At 55.2% G+C, this 24,382-nt stretch carries 25 protein-coding genes; all 25 read right to left on the minus strand.

Annotated elements, in window-relative coordinates:
* Positions 1 to 50 precede the first annotated feature (50 nt).
* Positions 51 to 1,331, minus strand: coding sequence for a DegQ family serine endoprotease (locus VLY20_09155; protein ID HUK56809.1), 1,281 nt, complete (start codon positions 1,329 to 1,331; stop codon positions 51 to 53).
* Positions 1,332 to 1,712: 381 nt separating this feature from the next.
* On the minus strand, positions 1,713 to 2,300 hold the full coding sequence (locus tag VLY20_09160; GenBank protein HUK56810.1) for a TrkA C-terminal domain-containing protein: 588 nt from the start codon (positions 2,298 to 2,300) through the stop codon (positions 1,713 to 1,715).
* Complete coding sequence (locus VLY20_09165; GenBank protein ID HUK56811.1) at positions 2,300 to 2,872, minus strand: hypothetical protein; 573 nt, start codon at positions 2,870 to 2,872, stop codon at positions 2,300 to 2,302. The genes VLY20_09160 and VLY20_09165 overlap by 1 nt, the downstream gene beginning before the upstream one ends.
* 70 nt (positions 2,873 to 2,942) lie before the next feature.
* Positions 2,943 to 4,112, minus strand: a complete 1,170-nt coding sequence (locus VLY20_09170; protein HUK56812.1) for a DUF4388 domain-containing protein — start codon at positions 4,110 to 4,112, stop codon at positions 2,943 to 2,945.
* A 15-nt stretch (positions 4,113 to 4,127) separates the two neighbouring features.
* Positions 4,128 to 6,002 carry a tetratricopeptide repeat protein gene (locus VLY20_09175; protein ID HUK56813.1) on the minus strand — a complete coding sequence of 625 codons (1,875 nt, stop codon included), beginning with the start codon at positions 6,000 to 6,002 and terminating at the stop codon, positions 4,128 to 4,130.
* Positions 5,999 to 6,604, minus strand: a complete 606-nt coding sequence (plsY, locus tag VLY20_09180; protein HUK56814.1) for a glycerol-3-phosphate 1-O-acyltransferase PlsY — start codon at positions 6,602 to 6,604, stop codon at positions 5,999 to 6,001. Before plsY ends, VLY20_09175 begins: the two co-directional genes overlap by 4 nt.
* A complete protein-coding gene (gene pgsA / locus VLY20_09185; GenBank protein HUK56815.1) occupies positions 6,601 to 7,149 on the minus strand; it encodes a CDP-diacylglycerol--glycerol-3-phosphate 3-phosphatidyltransferase in 549 nt (182 codons plus the stop codon). The genes plsY and pgsA overlap by 4 nt, the downstream gene beginning before the upstream one ends.
* 4 nt (positions 7,150 to 7,153) lie before the next feature.
* Positions 7,154 to 8,098 carry a lysophospholipid acyltransferase family protein gene (locus tag VLY20_09190; protein ID HUK56816.1) on the minus strand — a complete coding sequence of 315 codons (945 nt, stop codon included), beginning with the start codon at positions 8,096 to 8,098 and terminating at the stop codon, positions 7,154 to 7,156.
* A 53-nt stretch (positions 8,099 to 8,151) separates the two neighbouring features.
* Positions 8,152 to 8,667, minus strand: coding sequence for an HAD-IIIA family hydrolase (locus VLY20_09195; protein ID HUK56817.1), 516 nt, complete (start codon positions 8,665 to 8,667; stop codon positions 8,152 to 8,154).
* Between the two features lie 37 nt (positions 8,668 to 8,704).
* Positions 8,705 to 9,664 (minus strand): KpsF/GutQ family sugar-phosphate isomerase, encoded by a 960-nt coding sequence (locus tag VLY20_09200; GenBank protein HUK56818.1) that lies wholly within the window; start codon positions 9,662 to 9,664, stop codon positions 8,705 to 8,707.
* A gap of 2 nt (positions 9,665 to 9,666) precedes the next feature.
* Positions 9,667 to 10,518: a 3-deoxy-8-phosphooctulonate synthase gene (gene kdsA, locus VLY20_09205; GenBank protein HUK56819.1), complete on the minus strand. Its 852-nt coding sequence runs from the start codon at positions 10,516 to 10,518 to the stop codon at positions 9,667 to 9,669.
* Positions 10,515 to 12,137 (minus strand): CTP synthase, encoded by a 1,623-nt coding sequence (locus VLY20_09210; protein ID HUK56820.1) that lies wholly within the window; start codon positions 12,135 to 12,137, stop codon positions 10,515 to 10,517. Before VLY20_09210 ends, kdsA begins: the two co-directional genes overlap by 4 nt.
* Complete coding sequence (gene kdsB, locus VLY20_09215) at positions 12,134 to 12,910, minus strand: 3-deoxy-manno-octulosonate cytidylyltransferase (protein ID HUK56821.1); 777 nt, start codon at positions 12,908 to 12,910, stop codon at positions 12,134 to 12,136. Before kdsB ends, VLY20_09210 begins: the two co-directional genes overlap by 4 nt.
* Positions 12,907 to 13,926 (minus strand): D-glycero-beta-D-manno-heptose-7-phosphate kinase, encoded by a 1,020-nt coding sequence (gene rfaE1, locus VLY20_09220; GenBank protein HUK56822.1) that lies wholly within the window; start codon positions 13,924 to 13,926, stop codon positions 12,907 to 12,909. Before rfaE1 ends, kdsB begins: the two co-directional genes overlap by 4 nt.
* Positions 13,923 to 14,537, minus strand: coding sequence for a signal peptidase I (gene lepB, locus VLY20_09225; GenBank protein ID HUK56823.1), 615 nt, complete (start codon positions 14,535 to 14,537; stop codon positions 13,923 to 13,925). The genes rfaE1 and lepB overlap by 4 nt, the downstream gene beginning before the upstream one ends.
* Before the next feature lie 17 nt (positions 14,538 to 14,554).
* Entirely contained in the window at positions 14,555 to 16,357 is a 1,803-nt protein-coding gene (lepA, locus tag VLY20_09230) for a translation elongation factor 4 (GenBank protein HUK56824.1), read from the minus strand.
* A gap of 151 nt (positions 16,358 to 16,508) precedes the next feature.
* Complete coding sequence (gene recO / locus VLY20_09235) at positions 16,509 to 17,231, minus strand: DNA repair protein RecO (protein HUK56825.1); 723 nt, start codon at positions 17,229 to 17,231, stop codon at positions 16,509 to 16,511.
* Between the two features lie 29 nt (positions 17,232 to 17,260).
* The gene (era, locus tag VLY20_09240; GenBank protein ID HUK56826.1) at positions 17,261 to 18,178 is read right to left on the minus strand and encodes a GTPase Era; all 918 of its coding nucleotides are present in this window, start codon (positions 18,176 to 18,178) and stop codon (positions 17,261 to 17,263) included.
* A gap of 7 nt (positions 18,179 to 18,185) precedes the next feature.
* Positions 18,186 to 18,557: a septum formation initiator family protein gene (locus VLY20_09245; protein HUK56827.1), complete on the minus strand. Its 372-nt coding sequence runs from the start codon at positions 18,555 to 18,557 to the stop codon at positions 18,186 to 18,188.
* Between the two features lie 20 nt (positions 18,558 to 18,577).
* Positions 18,578 to 19,873: a phosphopyruvate hydratase gene (gene eno / locus VLY20_09250; protein HUK56828.1), complete on the minus strand. Its 1,296-nt coding sequence runs from the start codon at positions 19,871 to 19,873 to the stop codon at positions 18,578 to 18,580.
* A complete protein-coding gene (gatB, locus tag VLY20_09255) occupies positions 19,870 to 21,330 on the minus strand; it encodes an Asp-tRNA(Asn)/Glu-tRNA(Gln) amidotransferase subunit GatB (GenBank protein HUK56829.1) in 1,461 nt (486 codons plus the stop codon). Before gatB ends, eno begins: the two co-directional genes overlap by 4 nt.
* Positions 21,331 to 21,423: 93 nt before the next feature.
* Positions 21,424 to 22,884 carry an Asp-tRNA(Asn)/Glu-tRNA(Gln) amidotransferase subunit GatA gene (gatA, locus tag VLY20_09260; protein HUK56830.1) on the minus strand — a complete coding sequence of 487 codons (1,461 nt, stop codon included), beginning with the start codon at positions 22,882 to 22,884 and terminating at the stop codon, positions 21,424 to 21,426.
* Between the two features lie 8 nt (positions 22,885 to 22,892).
* A complete protein-coding gene (panD, locus tag VLY20_09265) occupies positions 22,893 to 23,249 on the minus strand; it encodes an aspartate 1-decarboxylase (GenBank protein ID HUK56831.1) in 357 nt (118 codons plus the stop codon).
* A gap of 2 nt (positions 23,250 to 23,251) precedes the next feature.
* Entirely contained in the window at positions 23,252 to 23,548 is a 297-nt protein-coding gene (gatC, locus tag VLY20_09270) for an Asp-tRNA(Asn)/Glu-tRNA(Gln) amidotransferase subunit GatC (GenBank protein ID HUK56832.1), read from the minus strand.
* An 18-nt stretch (positions 23,549 to 23,566) separates the two neighbouring features.
* The gene (locus VLY20_09275) at positions 23,567 to 24,118 is read right to left on the minus strand and encodes a nucleotidyltransferase (protein HUK56833.1); all 552 of its coding nucleotides are present in this window, start codon (positions 24,116 to 24,118) and stop codon (positions 23,567 to 23,569) included.
* Between the last annotated feature and the right edge of the window lie 264 nt (positions 24,119 to 24,382).

Below are 24,382 nucleotides of genomic sequence, written 5' to 3' on the forward strand. Positions count from 1 at the left end.
AAGCCCCGTTCAATAATGAATGAACGGGGCTTTAAGGTGCTTGGACCCATCTATTCTGAGTCTGTCTTGAGAACCACGTAAAAGGCGCGGTTTTCCCGGATAATGCGGATCAAGACGCTGTCTCCCTTCTTGACCTTTGCAATCGCATTCCGAAAGTCATCCGAGTTTTCGACCTTGTTTCGGTTGACTTCTTTGATCAGATCGCCTTCCTTGATGCCTTCCGAATCGGCCGAACTGCCGGAGTCGACTTTTGTGACCAATACGCCCTTTTCATCCTTGAGCTTGAAACGATCGGCCAGTTCCGGCGTCAGGTCCTGTACGTTTAAACCCAAAACCGTTTCAGGCTGCTGCTTCGGTATCGAGGCCGTCACCGCTTCTTCTTTTCGCTCTCCCAGTTTAACCGTCAGGTTTTTTCGTTGACCGTCCCGGATGATTTCAAAGGCCGCGTCTTTGCCGGGGGGAAAGGACGCGATCAAGCGGGACAGGGTCTGAGGCGTATCCACCGGTTTCCCGTCCAGCTTGATAATGATATCGCCCGGCTGTACTCCGGCTTTCGAAGCCGGATCGCCTTCGAAAACTTCATTCACCAGGACGCCCGAATCTTCCTTGACATTAAACTTGGTTGCAAGATCGGCCGTGACCGGCTGAATTCCCACGCCCAACCAGCCCCGGACCACATGTCCCTTGGAGATCAATTGATTCATCACATTCTGGACCATGTTGGACGGAATGGCAAATCCGATGCCTTGAGCAAAATTGATGATGGCGGTATTGATACCGACGACCTCGCCGTCCAGATTAAACAACGGCCCGCCGCTGTTTCCAGGATTGATCGATGCATCGGTTTGAATGAAATCTTCATATCGGGAAAGATTGACATTCTCACGTCCAAGGGCGCTGACGACTCCGAGCGTTACGGTGCGGTCCAAACCGAAGGGGTTGCCGACCGCGATGACCCATTGCCCCACCTTGACCGAACTGGAATCGCCCATGGGAACGTAGGGGAGATCATGATCGGGATCGACCTTGACGACAGCCACATCCGTATCCGGATCTTTCCCGATGACTTTCCCGGTAAAACGACTCTTGTCCGATAAGCGAACCTCCACTTCCGTCGCGTCCCCGACTACATGATTGTTCGTGACGATGTATCCTTTCTTGTCGATAATCACTCCTGAACCGGACCCTGAACTTTCCGGAGGACGGTCGCCCTGAGGTGATTCCCCTTGTTTGGGAGTGGGATGGGTCGCCGGGGAAATGTTCACCACAGCCGGTTTTACGCGTTCCGCAAGATCAACCAAAACATTTTCCATCTCCTGGAGCATTTTCATTCCGTTGCTATCCTTGGCCTGGGCTGGGACCGATTGAGCCACGAGCCATAAGGCTGACACCGCGGCAATAAACAATACGGAAATCAAACGACGTCCTGAAGCGTTCAAACGACCCATCATGATTCCTCCTCACTGATAAAATAGTAATGTGGCACTATGTTTAGTTTAACAAAAGGATTATCGAAATACAAGCCGTGGGTTCAAAAGATTCGAAATGTTTTGGTTGGTAATTTCTGAACATATTAATTTTACGAACATTTTGCTGCACATTTTTTATGCAATGTGTGCGAAGTCGCTCTGTTCAAGCCCTCATGGGGTATATTAACAGGGTTAACCACAGGTTTTCCACAATAATTGTGGAAAGCCGTCATCGGGGGACGATCAATGAGACGGCGCAAATCGCTCCACGACCTGAACAATCTGTTCCGGCGGACCCAGCAAGGTCAATCGATCTCCTCGTTTAAGCACCACGCCTCCATGCGGTTGAATAAATCTCTCCTGACGTTGGACCGCGATGACAAGAACTTTGGGGGGCAGCATCAATGCTTGCAAGGTCAACGAGGGCGGACTTAAGTGAAACGGGAGAACGATGGATTCAAGCGTCATGCCGCTTTTATAGACTGATTCGACAAACTCGGCCCATTTGGTCGAAACATTCTCTTCTTGGAGGTCATACCTTTTCCGTTCGATGTACGTGAGCTCGCTCTGAATTCGCTTAAAATCAGAAAGACAGGATTGAGAAGTGCTGTGATCGGTGATCGCCTCGAGATTTTTTTCTCGGAACTCGTATAAAAATCGCCCCATTCGTTCAAATACGGCAGCCAGGGCTCGTTCATGTTCGTGGATTTGATACGATAAACGTAGAATTTCAATCTGCCGGGCGGTTTGTTCGGCGGTCGAGACGAACACTTTTTCAAGGCTGGTCCAGGCCAAGCCGATTTCTCGACGGAAACGTTGTACAAACTTCATCAGAGTCTCCAAACCCGCATCAGAATAACACCCGATGTAATGAGGTTCACCAATGCAATGAGAGTGATTTGATTCTTCAAATACCGAATCAAATCGCTCAGCCGCCGCGGACGTTTACGCTTGTCCTTTTCCGAGACGCTCATCGTTTGTCTTCGATCAACCGTGCGCCGCTCTTCGATCGAATCAAATCGGCCGGTGCACGCCGGCTCGATAATTTCATCCATGGTGATGCCCATCAATAATTCCGGCAAGGAAAGATTCTGTTGTTGATCCTGTTCCGTGCGCCACAACAGATAGCGTAGACAGTTGGTGACGAACTCATCGTATTCCAACACCCAGTCCGGATGGAAATATTCAAGCACAATCAAAAATTCATCAAGTCGGATCTGGAGAAGTTTGGCTATGGTGGGCCAGTCCTTCATCGGAAGGCGTGATTGATTATCACACAGTCGCTTTATGAATTGAACATCGGAGCGTCTCAGACCGGACGCAAGGTCATCAGGGCTGAGTTGAACGGTCTTGATGCGACTCGAAAGCCACTGTCCAAATGTTTCAAAATCACCTTGATTCATTTAAGCACCGATGGATCTCAGTCCTAATTTGCGTACAATGTCTGATAATGTATATTATGTAAACTTTCAACTATTCTTGTCCACTATAGGTTAATGTAAATGTGGATGTGCTGGGCTGGGGTTCATACTTTATTTTCGCCATTTCTAAATCATACCTTAGATCTGTGACAGGATAGTTATCCTTAGCCAGAGCGTCTAAAGACCTTGGTAGCCGATGGTTCCGGTAATAAAAAGTTAAAATTGAATAACCGACATGTTGCAATGTGTTGGAATAAGCGATGTTGCTATAAAGTCCAATAATGCTTTCTGTTTGATCGACGGATTTCACGACTTTTCTTCCACCCGCCAATATGATTATTAAACAAAACACCAAAACCAACCCGCTGGCTGTTTTTCGACTGGTCAACCAGGGTATACGCTCTTCTTTTTTATCGGTCTCCTCAAGTTCGTTTTGTTGTTGTCTGATTGTGAGTTTCGGAGAAATTAACCCGGCCGTTAGAAGATTGCTCAATGCCTTGCAGGTTTCAAATTCCCCCATGTTGCCGATCTCGATCAAATGTCTGACATCCTGTTGGCCATCAACCAGATTAAATATGTTCATTTCACCCTGTGAAACCTTGATCCCAACTTCTGTGTTCTGTTCTCCGACTTTGTCAGTGTCTGGGTCTTCTTCGGATTTTGCAACACGCACCCTATCCATGTTTTCACTGTTTTTTTCGAAAACGATTTCTAAATTCGGGATCTTTTTCTCAATAAACGGCCATTCATCGATTCTCCGGACGCCTTCCATTATAAGAAATTCGGTGTTGACGGGTTCCAAGTAGTCCTGTTTCAATGAAATTTCTGAAGGCTCGAAACTGTAATGGCCCTCTTTCCATTGGAACAGACTTAATACGGCTTCTTTGACATGGAGATCAAGGGCCTTGACCAGATCTTCTTTTTGAATGGCGCCCATCTCGATAAGGATAAAGCCAATTTTATCTTTAGTATGTTGTTGCTTAGCCAGGGCTTCTTTAAGTTGGTCCTCAGTAATTTTATTTGAACGGGCCAGGATTTCGCCGATTTTTTTTATTCCCTCGAGATTCGACGTGTCCGCCTGGACGATCAGGCCTTTTTCAAATAAAACCCGCGATTCCGTGGACGCATTTTTCATCGTCAGAATCCCGGTTTTTTTCTGAAGATAGATCAATTGCAAGATATCCGCCAACCCAAAATCTTTTAATGACCCTTCCAGCGCCATCGCCTTCTCCTGTGCTCACACTTTTTCGTATGAAATCCTCAAAATATCATGAAACACCAAGAGGTACAAAACGATGAGTCCCGATACGATCATGGCCAGGCCGCCCAATCCCAAGATATCTCCATGTTCGGTTGGGGCGCGAAGAAAACCGTTTCCCCCCAAAAAAGCGAACAGGATTCCTATGAAAACCGCCTGGAAAATGAATCCCTTAATTTCTCGTCCGAAGTAAAAATGACCGGCCCCCGGGAGTAGAACCGAGATCCACTGGGCCGTCCTGAAGATCCAGCGCCGTCGGGTCTTGATCTGACGGAGATCCGTCTTCCTTTTGATGCTTTTATAGTTTCTCCAGCACATGACGCATGTTTTTTGATCAAAAATTCTTCGCTGGCATTGAAAACAAATTGGACGACCGCAAAGTGTGCAGGGGGCGGCCGTATATTTCCGCGGCAGGGCCAGTCTCATAACAATCACCCCGCCCGTAAAGAAGACCAGAAGATACGGCGACATCTTAAGTGAAAGGGGCGCCATAACCCTTTCAAAGAATTTCCGCGACCCTTCTTCATTGGACGATGTGTCCGAAAAAGCGCTCCTCCATAGAAAGGCCTTCGAAAAAAGTTCATCCATCGGACCGTGGCCGGTGTAAGATTGGATCAAGGGAAGATTGATTCGCTGGGCCGCTTCATATTCTTGCTCGGCGTCATTAAACCGGAGTAGTTCACGATAAACCAAACTGAGGTTGTAATGGGTGGCCGCACTCTGAGGGGTCATCGCAAGGGAAAGTTTATAGACCGCCATCGCCTCGTCATTCCGATGCAGGAGGAAATAGACATTTCCCAGATTGTTCAAAATGATCGAACGATTCGGTTCAAGTTTCTGCAATCTCTGATATTGCTCCAGGGCTTCGGAATAATTGCCCTCCCGTTTTTTCTGGAGGGCCAATGAGAAAAGGACAGGCCAATTCTTATCGTATCCGCCTCCCTTCTCCATCTGGAGGGCCGTACCTGAGGCGGCCGCATCGCCGCGCAAGACTTGCGCCATCAGCATTAATTCGGACGAGCGATCCGCCGTCAGCCAGGTCAGCGTTATGGGCAACCAATAAACCGTCAGGCTCATGATCACCGCGAACACGGCCGAGATGAGGCGTTCGCTCTTTGTCATAAACCTCCAAACCATACAGAGGCCGACCAAGAGAATGAGGCCCGTGCTTGTTCCGATCAACAAGGGTGTGAAAAGAAGAGTCAACACGAACACCCACACGGTCGGACGATTTAAAATGGTCCGGAACCATTCATGAAGACCATGAACCAGCAGCGGGAGATAGCGAATGAGGAGGAAGACGAAGAACAGTACGAAGCTGCCCAGGAGCCCGACCAACAAGATCAGGACCAACCGACCTAAAAAATAAAATGAAGACCAGAAATCGCTTGCGGCGTTCAAAAGACCTTTGAGATAGATTTTAATGGCTGCAAACGGCAAAAACGGGTGTTGATCAAAAAATACCTTTGCCAGGAAAAAAGCGCCGTTCGGATCGTCGGGGGACCACTGTCGTGCCTCCTCTCCCAGTTCAACTGCTTCCTTGAAATGGCCTTTCGAAAGAGCCTCTTCCCCTTCTTGAATCATCACCGCAGCCGGAAGATCGAACCCCCGGATTCCAAGATCCGCGGCCTGACCACGGATCCGGGTCAAGACCTCCGAGGCTTCCTTCATTTGGCCCGCGTCCCGTTGTGATCTGTATTCCAACCAAGCCGTCTCAGCCCACGCCGGGAGTTGCTGGGTTGAAAATGAAACCGCCGCGGTCGGTTCCGCGGCCAGCCCCGGGGAACAATAGAGCGTGCTGACAAGGACGGTCAAGATCCCGAGCGCACCGTTCATTCGTACGAATCGTTTCATGCCCGACCGATTTTGGGTTCCGTGCCCGCTCTCAATCGTTGAATATTGGTTGTGTGTCGAATCAAGATGATCCCTGTTAAGATCAGTGAAAAAACGACAACGTATGAAACGGGACGAAGAAACACAATGATGAGCGGTAAAGATCCGAAGGCGGCAATGGCCCCCAGCGAGGAGTACCGCCATATCCAGACCGTCGCGCCCCAGATAACGATCGTTATCCAGCCCGCCCACGGTTCGATGCCGTAGACAACGCCCAGGCCGGTGGCGACTCCCTTTCCTCCTTTGAAACGCAGAAACAGTGAATAATTGTGCCCCAGGACCGCGGCCAGTCCGGCCAGCCAAACACCGGACTCTCCCGCCGACAGCCATTGCGCGAACCGAACCGCGAGATACCCTTTCCCCAGGTCGCCCAACAACGTCAAGGCGGCCGGCACGCGTCCGGCCGTTCGGAGGACGTTTGTAAAACCGATATTGCGGCTGCCGCGGAATCGCGGATCGGTCCGGGTGATCCACCGCGAGAAAATCACGCCGAACGGAATCGATCCGACCAGGTATCCCACGAGAACCCCGAGAAGCATGGCCGGGACGGGAGGCGTGTTCATTGAATCTCGGTCGGATCGATTTGGGTTAAAAATTTCACGAAATACTGCACTCCTGAAAGAATGGCCAAGATCATCGAGATCCACAGCAAAAAGGTTCCCCAGACATGAAAGTCGAAATGGCCGAATTTAAATTCGAGAATCAAGAGCCCGATTGAAATGGTCTGAATGACCATTTTGTATTTCCCGGCTTCATCCGCGGCAATCACGATGCCGGATGAAGATGCGATGGCCCGGAGACCGGTCACGGCCAGTTCACGACCGATAATAACAATCGCGATCCACGAAGAGACGCGGTGGAAATCCACCAGCATAATGAGGGCGGTCAGGACCAGAAATTTGTCCGCGATCGGATCCAGAAATTTCCCCAGTTTCGTGATCTGTTCCCAGCGGCGGGCCAGGTAGCCGTCCATCAGATCCGTCAGGGAGGCGACAAAAAAAATGATGGCCGCGGCGAGGGATCTCGGACCGGTGGGTGTGAGAAAGACCAGGATAAAGACGGGAATCAGAAAGATTCTCAGCAGCGTGATCAGATTCGGGAGATTCATACGATCATCCCTTCGGCTTGAATCCGGTTCGCGGTTTCGTGCCCGTCCTCCATCGACGATGCATCCAGATCCATTGTTCCGGCGTCGCGCGAACCTGCTCCTCGATCATCTTTGTGAATCGGGCGGTTTGTTCCAGGACATCCCTCTCGATATCATCGGTTCGAGAGAGGTCGAGCGGGCCGTCAATGGTGATCCGGTGCCGCTCGCGACCTTCCCTTATAATAAACCCCACCACGACGGAGGCTCCCGTGCGATAGGCCAGGCTCGCGGCCCCGGTCGGGGTGAAGGCTTCCCGGTGAAAAAAAGGGACGAAAACGCCGTCCGTTTTGGTATCCTGATCGATCAGCAGACCGACAATCCCGCCGCGCCGAAGCATCGCGATCAACCGCTTTAAATACCCGGGCCGGCTCCGAACCAGCGTTTCGATGCCGTGGGTGGCCCGGAGACCGATCATTACTTTTTCCACACGGCGGTCATAAATCGGCGCGGCCACCACGGCCAAGGGATAACGCATCGCGACCGCCCGGGCCATCAGTTCCCAGTTCCCGATATGAGCCGTTATGAAGAGAACACCTCGGCCGTTCGCGGCCGCCGCCTTGAGGGCTTCCTCCCCGTCCACCCTGACAAGACGATCCAGGCCGTCGCGCGTTAACCGGTCCAGGTTTAGAACCTCGAAAAACGTCCGGCCTAAGTTTTGAAAGCTTTCCCTTGCAATCCGTCGTTGCTCTTCCGGCGACCGTTCTTGACCCAACGCCAGTTGAAGATGCTTTAGGGTCCGACGACGTTCCTTGACCAGAAAAAGATAAGCCGCCGCTCCTAAACCGCCGCCCAGAGCAAGGCCCATGTTCCAGGGGATCCAACGCGACAGGACACGCAGTCCCATCAGCGCGGCCCAGAGGAAAAAACGAAGAAGCCCTTGCATCTGTCTGCCGAACCGTGTGCGGGCCATCGGTTACAATATGTTGGGACCGCGGCGACCCTGGCCCGCGGCCTTAAGCCGTTCTAGGATCGACGGCGAGGCTTGCGTGCCATCAACAGGAGATCCGTCACTTCACGGACGGCGCCGAATCCGCCGGCCTTTTGAGTCACCCAGTCCACCCGCTTCTTCACCTCCGGATGGGCGTTTGGAACGGCTATGGAAAGGCCGACCCGTTCCAGAACCGGAAGATCAATCACATCATCGCCGATATAGGCCATTTGAGAGTCCCGGAGGCCGTACTTGCGAAGGAGTTCGTCGTATATTTTGATCTTGTCCAGCACGCGTTGATGAACCTCCGTGATCCCCAACTCCCGGGCGCGATAGTCCACGATGGTCGATCGCCGTCCCGTGATGATCCCAACCCGCACGCCCGCTTTTCGGATCAAATGAATGCCGGAACCGTCGTAGATGTTGAAGGCCTTCGTCTCCCGCCCGTCCGCATCGATGTAGATGGTGCCGTCGGTCATGACCCCGTCAACATCCAGCAACAGAAATTGAATCCGCCCGGCCTTTTCGATAATCCCTTTTGCAATCTTCATCGGGGCCGACCCAATCAATCCGAGTGAATCGAACGCGTTAAACCACGCCGGCCTTTAATAGATCATGCAGATGGAGCACGCCGAGGACTTTGCGTCGGGCGTCCACCACGACCAAGGATGTGATCGAATGCTGTTCCATAATCTGAACGGCCTTGGCCGCCAGCGCGGTCGGGCCGATGACCTTGGGTTTCCGCGTCATCACGTCGCTTGCTTTCAGGCGCATAGGACTTCGGTCACGTTCCAGAAGCCTGCGGAGATCGCCGTCCGTCACGATGCCCGAAAGCGCTCCTCGGGAGTTGACCACCGTGGTCATGCCCAGCTTTTTCGAGGTCATTTCGACGATGACGTCCTTCAAGGGCGTTTTTTCGGTTACCCGGGGGACGGCCGTGCCGTGATGCCAGACATCCGAAACCTTGAGGAGAAGTTTCTTCCCGAGGCTTCCGCCCGGATGAAAATAGGCGAAGTCTTCATGCTTAAATCCCCGTTCTTCAAGTAGCGCCACGGAGAGGGCGTCGCCCATCGCCAAGGTTGCGGTGGTGCTGGCGGTTGGTACGAGACCCAGGGGCCCGGCCTCTTCCTTCACGCCGACATCGATGACCGTATCGCTGTTCATGGCCAGCGTGGAACGCGTATTCCCGGTCAGGCAGATAATCGGTACGGCCAGGCGCTTGAAGGCCGGCAGGATTTTGATCAACTCCTCGGTCTCGCCGCTGTTGGAAATCACAACAACGGCATCGTCTTTCGACACCATTCCCAGATCGCCGTGAATCCCCTCGGCGGGATGCAGAAAAAATGCCGGGGTGCCGGTGCTGGCCAGTGTGGCCGCGATCTTTTTCCCGATCAGGCCGGATTTTCCCATGCCGGTAACGACGACCCGCCCCCTGCATTTTTGTAACAGTCCGATCGCCCGGGAAAAATTTCGATCGATGCGGCCGATCAGGTCCTGAATGGCCTGGGCTTCAAGCCGCAACACCTTTTTGGCCGTTTCTTCAATCATGATTAAACTTCCACCGGTTTCCCCGCGGGTCCATCGGGAATATGAATCGCCTCGTATATTCGTTTCACCTGTTTTAATAGTGCAGGCAACTCTTTCAAGGGTACCATATTCGGACCGTCCGAGGGGGCATGATCCGGGTCGGGATGAACCTCCATGAATAAGCCGTCACAGCCCGTCGCCACCGCCGCGCGGGCCAGGGGAGATACAAATTCCCGTTGGCCGGAGGAGGTTTTCCCGGCGCCGCCCGGGAGCTGGACGCTGTGCGTTGCGTCGAAAACAACCGGGTAGCCGAAACGCTGCATGATCGGTATGGCCCGCATGTCCGAAACCAGGTTGTTATAGCCGAAGCTGGCGCCTCGTTCGGTTAGTAAAATTTTGTGGTTGCCCGTTGATTCGACTTTCTCCACGGCGTTCCCCATGTCCCAGGGGGCCATGAATTGACCTTTTTTGATGTTGACCGTGCGCCCGGTTTTGCCGGCCGCCACGAGCAGATCCGTTTGCCGGCAGAGGAATGCCGGGATTTGGAGGATGTCCACGATCTCTGCCGACCGCTCGGCCTCCTCCGCGGTATGAATGTCGGAGAGAACGGGAAGCTCGAATTCCTCCTTGATTTTACGAAGAATTTTTAACCCTTTGGCCAAGCCGGGACCCCGAAAAGACCGGATCGAACTGCGATTCGCCTTGTCGTAGGACGACTTGAAGATCAAAGGCATCGACAGTTCGGCCGTGATCTTTTTAAGCTGCCGGGCCGTCTCGATCATCAGCTTCTCGGCTTCGATCACACAGGGTCCCGCGATCAAAAACAGCCGGTCCGGCCGTCCGATGGTGAAATACTGAAGGTCGATCGTCTTCATTTATTTTGTGAAGCGGTCAGGGCCGCCTTGATGAACTCGCGGAAAATCGGATGCGGTGCGGTCGGCCTTGAACGAAACTCCGGATGAAACTGCGTGGCTAAAAACCAAGGATGCCCCTGCAGTTCGATGATCTCCACCAGCTGTTCTTTCGGATAGAGACCGCTGAACGTCATCCCCGCCGTCTTAAAGGTTTCCAGGTATCGGTTGTTGAATTCGTAACGATGACGGTGACGTTCCTCCACCCGATCGCTTTGATAAGCCCGGTAAGCCAGGCTGTCTTTTGTCAATTCACATGGATAAGCGCCGAGCCGCATGGTCCCGCCCTTTGCTTCCGTCTCTTTTTGGGATGGGATCAGATCGATCACCGGGTGGAGCGTTTTGGGATCGAACTCGGAACTGTTCGCGTCTTTGAAGCCGGCCACGTTCCGTCCGAATTCGATCACGGCGCACTGCATGCCCAGGCAGATGCCCAAGAAAGGTTTCCGGGATTCACGGGCATACCGGATCGCCTGGATCTTTCCCTCGATGCCGCGGTTTCCAAACCCGCCCGGAATCAGCACCCCGTCGCCCTTTTCCAGGAAATGTTCGGCGCCCTTCCTCTCGATCTCTTCGGCGTCCACCCACATCACTTCAACTCCGCAGTGATGGGGTATGCCCCCGTGCGTCAGCGCCTCGCATAGACTTTTATACGATTCTTTAAGTTCGATGTATTTCCCGACCAGCGCGATCCGGGTCCTATGCTTCGGATGCCGGATCCGCTCCACCAGTTCCGCCCATTGGGCCAATTCCGGCGGATTCGAATTCAGATGCAGCTGTTGGACGATCCGCTCGTCCAACCCCTCCTGGTGAAAAGCAAGCGGCACTTCGTAAATCGTATCCACGTCCTTGGCCGTGATCACCGCCTCCTTCTCCAGGTTGCTGAACAACGCGATCTTCTTTTTGACGTCGATGGACAGCTGACGGTCCGTCCGACAGAGCAAAACATTCGGCTGGATACCGATTTCCCGAAGTTTGTTCACGCTGTGCTGGGTCGGCTTGGTTTTCAATTCATCGGCGGCTTTGATAAACGGAACCAAGGTGACATGGATGTAGAGGACGTTTTCTCGCCCGACGTCGAAGGGAAACTGCCGGATGGCTTCGAGAAACGGAAGGCTCTCGATGTCGCCGACCGTTCCCCCGATTTCGACGATCACGACATCGACGCCGTCGGCGACATTGCGTATCGCCTGCTTGATCTCATCGGTCACGTGGGGCACCACCTGCACCGTGCCGCCCAGATAATCGCCCCGCCGCTCTTTGGTGATGACGTTGTAGTAGATCTTGCCGGCGGTCGAGTTGTTCTTCTGCGACATCGTAACCGACGTGAAGCGTTCGTAATGCCCGAGGTCCAGATCCGTCTCTGCGCCGTCGTCCGTGACGTAGACCTCCCCGTGTTGGTAGGGATTCATCGTGCCGGGATCGACATTGATGTAGGGATCCAGTTTGAGAAAGGTGACGGCGAGCCCGCGGCTCTCCAACAGGTTTCCGATCGATGCCGAGGCCAGACCCTTGCCAAGGGATGAAACCACACCGCCTGTCACAAAGATATATTTCGTTTGGCCCGTCGTCTTGCGGGTCATCTTCTCACTCCTCTCGGGACAGACCCCGGCCCTGTGTCCGTCACGAAACGTTCCGCCGCTTTGATGTCCTCCGGCGCATCGATTCGAAGGGACTCCTGAGACGTTTCCCAAACCTTGATTCGGAACCCGTTCTCAAGCGCCCGGAGCTGTTCCAGCTGTTCGCGGGCTTCAAGATGGCCCGTGGGGAGCCCGCTGAACTTCCGGAGCAGTTCCCGCCGGTAAATATAAATCCCCACATGTTTATAGAACGGCACCGCTCCGGCGGGGAGATCGGCGTTTCGATCCCGGCGAAACGGAATCGGCGATCTTGAAAAATAGAGCGCGTATCCTTCCCGATCCGTCACCACCTTCACGACGTTCGGGTTCTTTTCCTCGTCCGACGAAGACGCGGCCCGTTTGAGCGTTCCCATGATCAGGGGCTGGGCGGCCTCGAACTCAGCGATCAAATCGTCCAGGATCTTCGAGTCCTGGATCAACTCGTCGCCCTGAAGATTCAGATAGGCATCCGCGGGCACCCGTTCCGCAACCCACGCCAACCGGTCCGTTCCGGTTCGGAACTCGCCCTCCGTCATCATCACGTCCGCTCCAAAAGAGGCGGCGGCTTTGCGGATCCGTTCATCATCGGTCGCCACGATCAACCGCTCGGCCCGGCGGCTCTCGCGGGCCCGTTCCCAGATCTGCCGGATCAGAACGCTCCCTCCGACCGGAATGAGCGGTTTTCCCGGAAGACGGCTGGAAGCATAACGCACCGGTATGACGATCACCGTTTTCACGAGGAAACCCTTCCCCGCAGAAAATGCGTGAGCCTCTCCCGCTGAACCGTCGCCGTTCCGACGATTCCAACCACGATGCCGGCGGCATAATTGGCCAGGAGCGCCGCATCCCGCATTCCGGAGCCGGCGCACAGGCCCAAAGCCATGGTCGCGATCACCGTGTCCCCTGCGCCTGTGACGTCGTATACTTCGCGGGCCACGGTCGGAATATGGGTTACTTTTCCGTTGTTCTCAAAAAGACTCATCCCGTCCTCGCCCCGCGTGATGAGGACGGCCCGGCACCCCAATCGCTTTAGCAGGATTCGACCCGCCTGTATCAGATCATTCTCGGTTCGGTTTTCCAGACCGACCGCCCCAAAAGCCTCGGCCGTGTTGGGTGTGATCACATCGATGCCTTTGTAAAACGGGATATGGTCCACTTTGGGATCCACGATCATCGGAACGCCGTGCTGATGCGCCAGGTCGATCACGTCTTTCATCAACTCTCCCGTGATCACGCCTTTGGCGTAGTCCGAAATCACCAGCCCGTCCACGCGGCGGATGCGGCGGCCGATAAATTCGAGAAGGGAGCGCCGGATTTTCTCCGATACCGCCTGGCGCTGTTCGCGGTCGAAGCGGACCACCTGCTGGTTGTGCGCGATCACCCGGGTTTTCTGGGTCGTCGGGCGATCCGGATCGACCATGACCCCTTCCGTGCCGATCTTGAGCCTTTTCAATTCGCGCAGGATCCGCCCGCCGTGGTCGTCCTTTCCGATCACCCCGCAGAGGTCCGCCTTTCCGCCGAGCGAGACGATGTTATGGGCGACATTCGCGGCGCCCCCCAGGTGGATGGATTCATTCGAGACCGCCACGACCGGAACGGGGGCCTCGGGGGAGATGCGCTCGACACGTCCCCAGATATAGTGGTCCAGCATCACATCTCCGACGACCAACAGACGGACGCCCGGAAAACGCTTGCAGTATTTGATCAGCCGCTCGGGACGCTCCGGTATGTGACGGCCCGATCCCGTGCTCATGAAATCAATCGCCCGATCCGGTTCCAGCGAACCCAGGTATGCGGGCCGTCCCATGACCAGTAAATAATAAAAGCCTTCCCTCTGATTTTTTCCTGCTTCACGAACCCCCAGAACCGGCTGTCCAAACTCTGATCCCGGTTGTCTCCCATCACAAAATAGGAATCCGGCGGAACGGTAAGCGGACCCAGATTATCCCTCGGAGACTGGGCCCCGGCCGGCAGCGTCATCGGATCGCGGTGGATCACGTAAGGCTCGACGAGAGCCTGGTGGTTGACATAGACCGTTTTGTCGCGGACCTCGATTACGTCCCCGGGTTCGCCGATGATTCGTTTGATGAAGTCTTTGGTTTCGTCTTCCGGATACTTGAACACGATGACATCCAGCCGGTGCGGCTTCCGGATCGGAAACAGCGCCAGATCCGTGAACGGGATCTGAACCCCGTACAGGAACTTATTGACCAGAATATGATCGCCGATTTTGAGCGTCTCGGTCATGGAGCCGGAGGGGATCTTGAACGCCTGAACGATGAAGGTCCTTATGAATAAAGCCAGAAGGACCGCGATGATGATCGCTTCGGCGTATTCCCGGAATTGCGATCGGGGTCGGGTCAGATCCGACGCTTTCGGCGCTACTCTTTCACTTTCAGCAGGGCGAGGAACGCTTCCTGGGGGATTTCCACGCGTCCCACCTGCTTCATACGCTTCTTTCCTTCCTTCTGTTTCTCCCATAATTTCCTCTTTCGTGTGATGTCGCCGCCGTAGCACTTGGCGGTGACGTTTTTCCGCATCGCCCCGATCGTCTCGCGGGCGATGATCTTGCTGCCGATCGCGGCCTGAATGGCCACCTCGAACAATTGACGGGGGATGACCTCCTTCAACTTTTCGGCGATCAGACGCGCGCGGGTATAGGACTTGTCCCGGTGCACGATGAAGGACAGCGCGTCCACGTTTTCTCCGTTCAACAAAATGTCCACCCGGACCAGGTCCGATTCGCGGTAACCGATGTGCTCGTAATCCAGCGAAGCGTATCCCTTGCTGAGCGACTTCAGTCGGTCGTAGAAATCCATGATGATCTCGTTGAGCGGGAGCTCGTAAACCAGCATCACGCGGTCCATGTCGAGATAGTTTAGCTCCAGCTGCGTTCCCCGCTTCTCCTGACAAAGGGCCAGCATCGCGCCCACGTACTCTTCACGGGTCAGGATCGTGGCGCGGATGTACGGCTCCTCGAACCGTTGGATCCGGGACGGATCGGGCAGCTTGGCCGGATTGTCGATCGAAAGCCATTCGTCCCGATTTGTCAGGACCCGGTAAATCACGGTGGGGGCCGTGCTGATCAAATTCAGGCGGTACTCCCGCTCCAGCCGCTCCTGGATGATCTCCATATGAAGGAGGCCCAGAAAACCGCACCGGAATCCGAACCCCAGCGCAAGCGAGGTTTCCGGTTCATACGTAAACGAGGAATCGTTCAATCGCAATTTTTCCAGGGCGTCCCGCAGGTCCTCGAACTGTTCGCTGTCGACGGCGTACAGCCCGCAGAAGACCATCGGCTTGATCTCTTTATAGCCCGGAAACGGCTCGTCGGTCGGATGGAGCGCGTCCGTGATCGTCTCGCCGATTTTCGTGTCGCTCACTTTTTTAAAGCCGGCGATGAGATATCCGACCTCGCCGGCGGATAATTCCTGAACCGGCTTCTTTTTCGGGGTCAGAAATCCGAGCTCGACGACTTCGAATTCCTTCTGCGTCGACATCAACCGGATCTTGGAGCCGATCCCCACCCGGCCGTCGATCACCCGGGTGAGCACCACCGCCCCTTGATAGTTGTCGAACCAGGAATCGAAGATCAGGGCCTTGAGCGGTTTATCCGGATTCCCGCGGGGCGGCGGGATGCGTTGGATGATCGCTTCGAGGATCTCCTTGATCCCGATTCCCTCTTTCGCGCTGGCCAGCAGGGCTTCGGAACGGTCCAGACCGAGAACTTCTTTAATCTGCCGCGCGACCCGGTCGACGTCCGCGCTGGGAAGATCGATTTTGTTGATGACGGGAAGAATCGTCAGGTTATGTTCCATGGCCAGATAGGCGTTTGCGATGGTCTGGGCCTCGACTCCCTGCGTGGCGTCCACGACCAGCAGAACACCTTCGCATGCGGCCAGGCTCCGCGACACCTCGTAAGCGAAGTCCACGTGGCCCGGCGTATCGATCAAATGAAGATGGTAGCGTTGACCGTCATCCGCCCGGTATTCGAGCCGAACCGCGTGGGCTTTAATCGTGATTCCACGCTCCCGCTCCAGATCCATGTCATCCAAAATCTGATCGCGTTGTTCTCGCAGGGTGATGGCACCGGTCTGCTCCAGAATCCGGTCGGCTAAGGTGGATTTACCGTGATCGATGTGGGCGATAATTGAAAAATTTCGGATCGCCGTTTGCAAGATGATTTGACCTCTCTGAAATCCCCTAAATCAAATTATTATAAATAGAATTGACGGAGTTGTCAAAGGGAAATTCGTGAAACGACATGGGCTCCAGCCGTAAAGGTAATCAGAGACGAATCCGCTCTTACGACAAAGAGTCCGCCAACGAAACTTTTTAAATCGGCTTTCCAAGGATGAAGGCCAGATGGGCGTCGTTGACGCTTTTGACTTCCTGGAGCATCTTGGGCGTCGCTTTGAGGCGGAACAGTCCGGACCAGTTCATACGTCCCACGAGACGAAGCAACGAGACCGTTCCCGGCGAGACGGGCTGAAGCGGATCGCTGATCGTCCGCGCGCAGGGCCCGCACAGGGTTCCGCCGTTCTTCGGGGAGAAATAGACCGGCTTCGAATCGATCTCACGGTGACAGATCAGGCATCGGTCCAGGCGGGCCTGATATCCCGCATGTTTCAGGCAACGGATTTCGAATATGCGAACCAGCCACTCCAGACGATCGCTCTTTTCGACCCCGCCCAGACCGGCAAGAAGCAGAGAGAATATCTTTGGGTTGGCTTCCCCTTCCGGCAGAATGGCCGAGACGATTTGTGCCATGCGCGACGCCGCATGAATCCGGTCCAGGTCTTCGCGGATTTTCATAAACGGCCGCAGAATATCGGCCTGGCTGATCCGCATCAACACGGTCGGCTTCTTCTCGAACAGGATCACGTTGCAATACGTGAAGGGCTCGAGCACCGCGCCGAAGCGGCTACGGAGACGCCGTGCGCCTTTCGCCACGGCCTTGACCTTCCCCTTTCTTGCGGTTAAAAGCGTCACCAGCTTGTCTGCTTCTCCCAAGCGCAGTCCATTTAGAATAATGGCCTCTGTTTCGAATAATGACATGGGTTATGTCGTCTTATTAATCTTTAACTTTAATATCCTAATTCCTTCAGAACGTTTTCATCCTGCCGCCAATCTTTTTGGACCTTCACCCACAGCTCCAAAAACACCTTTGTTCCCAGCAGCGCCTCCAACTCGATGCGTGCTTCGGACCCTACTGTTTTTAACATCTCTCCTTTCTTCCCGATCAGAATCCCTTTCTGTGATTCCCGTTCCACCAGAATCACCGCGCGGATATGAACCGGCTTTTTCGGCGCCTCCTTAAATTCTTCAATCACGACGGCCACCGAGTACGGGATCTCTTCCCGGGTATGGTGGAGGATTTTCTCCCGAATGGTTTCGGTTGCAATGAACCGCATCGGCTGATCCGTCACGACATCGGCCGGAAAAAGCGGCTCGCCTTCCGGCAAATAGCCGACGGTAATTTCCATCAGGCGGTCCACGTTGTCACCGGTCAGGGCCGAGATCGGAACCACTTCGGCGAACTTGAATCGCCGGACGTATTCTTCAACCAGGGGGATCGTTTTTTCTTTTTTGATCAGATCCATCTTGTTCAAGACAAGAAAGACCGGGGTTTCCAGTTCCTTCAACCGTTCCAGGATATACTGATCGCCGCTTCCGATGAGCGACGCCCTCCGGCCGAACGAATCCGCATCGGTCCCTTCGACGATGAAGAAAATGAGATCGACCTCCTCGAGGGTCCCTAGCGCGATTTTCACCATTTGATAGTTGAGTCTGTATTTAGGCTTATGAATCCCCGGCGTATCCAGTAGAACAATCTGCGCCTGGGGAAGATTCGCGACCCCTAAAATGCGGTTGCGGGTCGTTTGGGGCTTGTCCGAGATGATTGCGATTTTTTCACGCAGGATCTGATTCAGGAGGGTCGATTTTCCGACATTGGGGCGGCCGATGATCGAAACAAAACCGGAATGGAAAGCGGGTTGGTTCATCGAGTTTTCATGGGCGACCAGTTTCCGGCGGGTTCTGCGGCCGATCGGACGGCGCGGCCGGTTCGAATTGATACACCACTTCTCCGGGCCGGACCAGCCCCAAGCGCTCGCGCGCCAACTGTTCGATCTTGACCGGGTCGGATCGCAGCGCGCGGACCTCCTCTTCGATCTTCAGATTCTCGTCCGACAATTGCTGGATTTCAAGCTGCAGTTGATGATCGGTTTTGCGCATCTTGAAATATTTCACCAGTCCCATGTCGCCGACGATCAACGGGACCAACAAGTAGAGTCCGACCATCGCCCCGACACCCCAGTAAACGCGGCGGCGGAGTTTTTGATGCCGCTCGATCGTTTCTCTGCTTCGGTTCCCGCGCGCCATAAACGGTTATACCCAATCGGTCAGCGGTTACGGGGGATCTGCCGGAACGACCGGCTGCCCCGGAAAACGGCCGTTTCGCCCAACTCCTCGGCGATGCGCAACAGTTGGTTGAACTTGGCCACCCGATCCGTCCGGCAGACCGGTCCGGTCTTGATTTGACCGGCGCCGCATCCCACCGCGAGGTCGGCGATCGTCGTGTCCTCCGTTTCCCCGGACCGGTGCGAGATGATCGTCGTGTACCCCGACCGTTTGGCCATCTCGACGGTCTCCAACGTCTCGGTCAGCGTGCCGATCTGATTCAGCTTGATCAGGACGGAGTTGCCCACGTGTTCGGCGATTCCTTTCCGGAGGATCTCCGGATTGGTCACGAAAATATCGTCGCCGACCAACTGAAGACGTTCGCCCAACTGCCGGGTCATCCCCTGCCATCCCTTCCAGTCGTTCTCGGCCAGACCGTCTTCGAGCGAAATAATCGGATAACGGTCGGCCAGACCCTCGTAGTAGGAGACCATTTCCTCCGAGGACCGGGCGCGTTTGTGGTCCGCCCGGAGAACGTATTTCCCCCGTTGGTAGAACTGGCTGGCCGCCGCGTCGATCGCCAGGAAGACATCTTTCCCGGGACGGTATCCCGCCTCATCGATGCCGTTCATCACAAGTTCCAGCGCCTCTTCGTTGTGACTGAGGGTCGGCGCGAATCCACCCTCGTCGCCTACCGTGCTACGGAGCCCCTTTTTCCTCAGGACCCCTTTCAGATGATGATAGATCTCGGCGCCCATTCGAACCGCGTCCGTAAATAGGACCGCGCCCACCGGCGCAATCATGATTTCCTGAAAGTCCAGATTATTATCGGCATGTGCGCCGCCGTTGATCACGTTCATCAAGGGGACGGGAAGTTCGTCGGCGTGGACTCCTCCCAGATACCGGTAGAAGGGAAGACCGGCCTCTTCGGCCGCCGCCTTCGCCGAGGCCAGTGAAACGGCCAGGATCGCGTTGGCGCCCATCTTGCTTTTATTCTTCGTGCCGTCGAGTTCGATCATCATCCGGTCGATCAGCGTCTGTTCCCGTGCGTCCATCCCGAGAAGGTGGGGACCGATCGTTTCGTTCACGTTTCGGACCGCCTTGATGACGCCTTTTCCCAGATAGCGCTGTTTGTCCTTATCGCGAAGCTCGACGGCCTCGTGTTCGCCCGTGGAGGCGCCGGAGGGAACGGCCGCGCGACCCATCACGCCGTTCTCTAAAATAACGTCCGCCTCAACCGTCGGATTCCCCCGTGAATCCAGGATCTCTCTCGCGTAAACGGCAACGATCTCGCTCATTTTTTCTCCCCACCCAGTTTGCTCTTCAACAGTTCATTCACCTTGCCGGGATTGGCCTTCCCCTGTGAACGCTTCATCACCTGTCCGACAAAGAAACCCAGAAGCTGGCTCTTTCCCTGCCGGTAGGACTCCCGTTCGTTGGGATAGGCCTGAAGAACCTCCTCGACCAACGCTTCGATCGCTCCTGCATCGCTGATCTGGACCAGCCCTCGTTCCTTGACGATCTCATCGGGGGAACGGCCGGTTCGGTACATCTCCTCGAAGACCGTCTTGGCGATCTTGCCGCTGATCGTACCGTTGTCGATCATTTTAAGCAGCCCCGCAAACCGATCCGGCGGGATCGGGCAGTCGGCGATCTGCCGACCGCCGGCCTTCAGTTCCCGTAGCAGCTCGGTCATGATCCAGTTGCTCACCGTTTTGGGCTGGGGATAAGCCTCGACGCACACCTCAAAATAGCGGGCCAAGTCTTTGGACGTCGTGAGCACCTCGGCATCGTAAACCGGAATTCCATAGTCGCGGACAAACCGTTCGCGCTTGGCGTCCGGAAGCTCCGGCAGCGTCTTCCGGACTTCCTCGATCAGGTCCTTGGGAATCATGAGCGGAACGAGATCCGGTTCGGGAAAGTAGCGGTAGTCATGGGCTTCTTCTTTACCGCGCATCACGACCGTCATCTCTTTTTCGGTATTCCAGAGCCGGGTTTCCTGCACCACCCGTCCGCCCTCGCGAAGGACCTTTTCCTGCCGACGAAGCTCGTACTCCATGGCTTTCTGAACGAACCGGAACGAATTGATGTTTTTCAGCTCGACGCGCGTGCCGAACTCTTTCTGGCCGATCGGACGCAGCGACAGGTTCGGTTCGCATCGGAGGCTTCCCTCTTCCATGTTACCGTCGCAGACATCCAGATAAACCAGGATGTCCCGCAGGGTCTTCAGATAGGCGACGGCTTCGTCGACCGACCGGATATCCGGCTCGCTCACGATCTCGAGCAGCGGAACCCCGGCGCGGTTGAGGTCGACGTGACTGGCGGCTTCCAACCCTTCGTGAAGATTCTTCCCGGCGTCCTCCTCCATATGGGCCCGCCGGATTCCGATCCGTTTGATCCGGCCGTTGACGCCCGCCTGTCCGGCAGGCAGGGCCACCTCAAGGTAACCGTGTTCGCACAACGGCAGCTCGTATTGCGAGATTTGGTATCCCTTCGGGAGGTCGGGATAAAAATAATTTTTTCGCGCGAAGCGGCTGTAAGGGGCGATCCGACAATGCAGCGCGAGACCGGTCTTGACGGCCAGTTCCAGTACGCGACGATTCAGGACCGGCAGCACTCCCGGCATTCCCAGGCAAACCGGACAGGTCTGCGTGTTGGGTCCCGCCCCGAACTTCGTGCTGCAGCCGCAGAAAATCTTGGAGGCGGTCTTGAGCTGCGCGTGAACCTCCAGACCGACGACGACTTCGTATTGGATCTGCGTTGTTGTTTGTATGGACATGTTGAGTAAATCCTAAGCGTTGTTATCGATCGGGTCCTGTGTCTTATAGATGCGTGACAGGCGACACCCCTACAGCCGCGGTTTTCTTTTATGCCACTCCGTTGCCTGTTCATAGCCATAGGCCGCCTTAAGAAGGGTTTCCTCCGCAAAAGGACGGCCCATGATCTGTAAACCGATCGGAAGCCCCGTCTTGGTGAAACCGCACGGCAGCGAGATCGCCGGGATGCCGGCGATGTTGGTCGAGATCGTGAAGATGTCGGACAAGTACATCTGGAGCGGGTCCTGAGTCTTCTCACCGATCTTGAAGGCGGCCGACGGCGCGGTCGGCGTTACGATGATATCGACCTGCTTGAAGGCTTCATCGAAATCGCTTTTGATCAAGGTCCGGACGGATTGGGCCTTTCGGTAGTAGGCGTCATAATAACCCGACGAGAGGGCATAGGTTCCCAGCATGATACGTCTCTTGACCTCCGGACCGAAGCCCGCCTGGCGGGTTTTCATGTACATTTCCAGAAGATCCCGGGTCGGTTTGACCCGCAATCCGTACTTCACCCCGTCATAGCGCGCGAGATTGGAGCTGGCCTCGGCCGTGGCAAGAATATAATACGTAGCGATCGCGTATTCCGTGTGCGGCAGGAGAACCTCCCGTGTTTTCGCGCCCAGTTTTTCCATCGTCCGGATGGCCTCTTTGACCGCGTGAAGCACCTCCGGGTCCATCCCGTCGATGAAATACTCCTTGGGAATTCCGATCCGCATCCCGGACAAATCCCGATTCAGGGCGCGTGCGTAGTCTTCCGCCGGAAGGTCGGCCGAGGTGGAATCGCGGGGATCATGGCCGGCGATCGCGTTCATCAGCAAAGCGCAGTCCGTGACGTCCTTCGTGAGCGGGCCGATCTGGTCCAGCGAAGACGCGAAGGCGACCAGGCCGTATCGCGAGACCCGCCCGTACGTCGGCTTCAATCCGACGACGCCGCACATCGCGGCCGGTTGCCGGATCGATCCACCCGTGTCCGAGCCCAACGCCGCCGTGCAGACATCCGCCGCCACGGCCGCGGCCGAGCCTCCGGAAGACCCGCCCGGGATTCGGTTCAAATCCCAGGGATTGGCCGTCAGACCGAAGGCCGAATTCTCCGTGGAAGAGCCCATCGCGAATTCGTCCATATTCGTTTTTCCGATAAAGACGGCGCCGGACTCTTTCAGGCGCCCCACCACGGTCGCGTCGTAAGGGGGAACGAAATTTTCAAGCATCTTTGAGGAACAGGTGGTCCGGACTCCCTTCGTGCAGAGATTGTCCTTCAGGGCGATCGGGATGCCCGTCAGCGGATGGGTCGCCCGTCCGGACTGAAGCCGGCGATCGGCCGCTTCGGCCTGCTCCAGAGCCGGTTCGGCCGTCACGGTCGTAAAAGCATGGATCCGCGACTCCAGCGATTCGATCCGTTGAAGAACCGAGCGGGTCAGTTCCCGCGAAGTGGTCTCGTGGTTCTTTAATTGTTCGTGCAGTTCATGGATCGTGAATTGGGAAGGGTCCACAACGCCGCTCACTTTTTGATGAGGTGGTTTTTCTCATCGACCTTGATGATCGTCGGTTTGTAGGTTTTGAGCTCCTGGTCGTTGTAGTATTCGTAGCAGAAAATCACGACCCGGTCTCCGATCACCCCTTTGCGGGCCGTCGGGCCGTTGAGGCAGATCGTCCCGCTGCCCCGTTTACCCGAAGGGATCACGTAGGTTTCAAACCGTTCTCCGTTGTTGAGGTTCGAGACCATGACCTGTTCGTAGGGCAGGATCCCGGCCGCCTCCAGCAGATTTTCATCCACCGTCAGGCTTCCATCATAATCCAGATTGGCATCCGTCACGGTCGCCCGATGGATTTTCGAACGCAACATCAAACGCAACATGGTCACTCCCTCTCTTCGATGATTTTGGGGACACGAAAGAAATCATCGACGCGGTCGGGCGCATTGGCCAGGGCTTCCGCCACCGACAAACTTTCCCGAATCGCGTCGTCCCGCAACACGTTGCTCAAGTCGAGCACGTGGGACGTCGGTTGGATCTTGGATGTGTCCAACCGATTGAGCGTCTGGATGTAGGTGAGAATCTCGGAGAGCTGCCGGCTGAAAGCCTCTTTCTCGGCGTCGTTGACCGACAATCGAGCCAGCTTGGCCACGTGGTCCACTTCTTCTTTGGAAAGTTTCATAAATCTCCTCCATCGTGCTTACAAGCTCAAAACATATTCCAATTCTTTTGATACCCCGATACGCTTCGCCCACCGTTGGAGATATCGACGGTCAAGGATTTTTCCAGAACGGTCAAGAACCGTGAGTGCATCTTCGAAATCATGCGGCCGTCCAACCTTGAGCTTCTGGATAATTAAATCCTCCGGCGATACAAACCAACAATATTGTTTTCCAATCCGCTTACGCCGTTTCCTTAGCAACGCCTGCCGGTCATGAGCATTCCGGGCTCTAAGCAGATCAACCGTTATTCCCCGATACTGAAAACGGGATTGAACCCCTCTGAGCATAGGATTCCACTTGGCCCACGCCTTATCTGTCTCAATACCTTTCCCTGCGAATCCGTCAGCCATCCGCGCAAGTTTCGCTTCGTCCAGCATCACCAGGAAGTCAAGATCCCTCGTTGCCCTCGGACGGCCCCACACAGACAGGGCCCACGCGCCGATTAGAGCGTACGTTACTCGCTCATGTTGCAAGCGCTCGATCACGCGCGCTAAAACTTTGAGAAAGCTTTCATCGGAAGAAGCGCGCACGTTCCTTTTTCCAAAGAACCGTCCGACGTGCCTCCATTCGTGACGCGCGTGCCAGAATCTCCTGCATCTGTCTCCGAATGGATTGAATCCCGGTTTTCTGGCAGGCGGCTTGGGCCTCCTGCTTCATTGATTGTAGGGCGATCTCAGATAATGCCGCCGTCTCCCGGACGCCCTCCTCCACCGTTCGCGGCCAACGGAATCCTCGGAGATCCAATTTTACCCGTCCCAATTTTCGGAGCCACAAAGGAATCGCCTTACGCTGCT

This window comes from Nitrospiria bacterium, from assembly GCA_035517655.1.
Taxonomy (GTDB): Bacteria; Nitrospirota; Nitrospiria; order JACQBZ01; family JACQBZ01; genus JACQBZ01.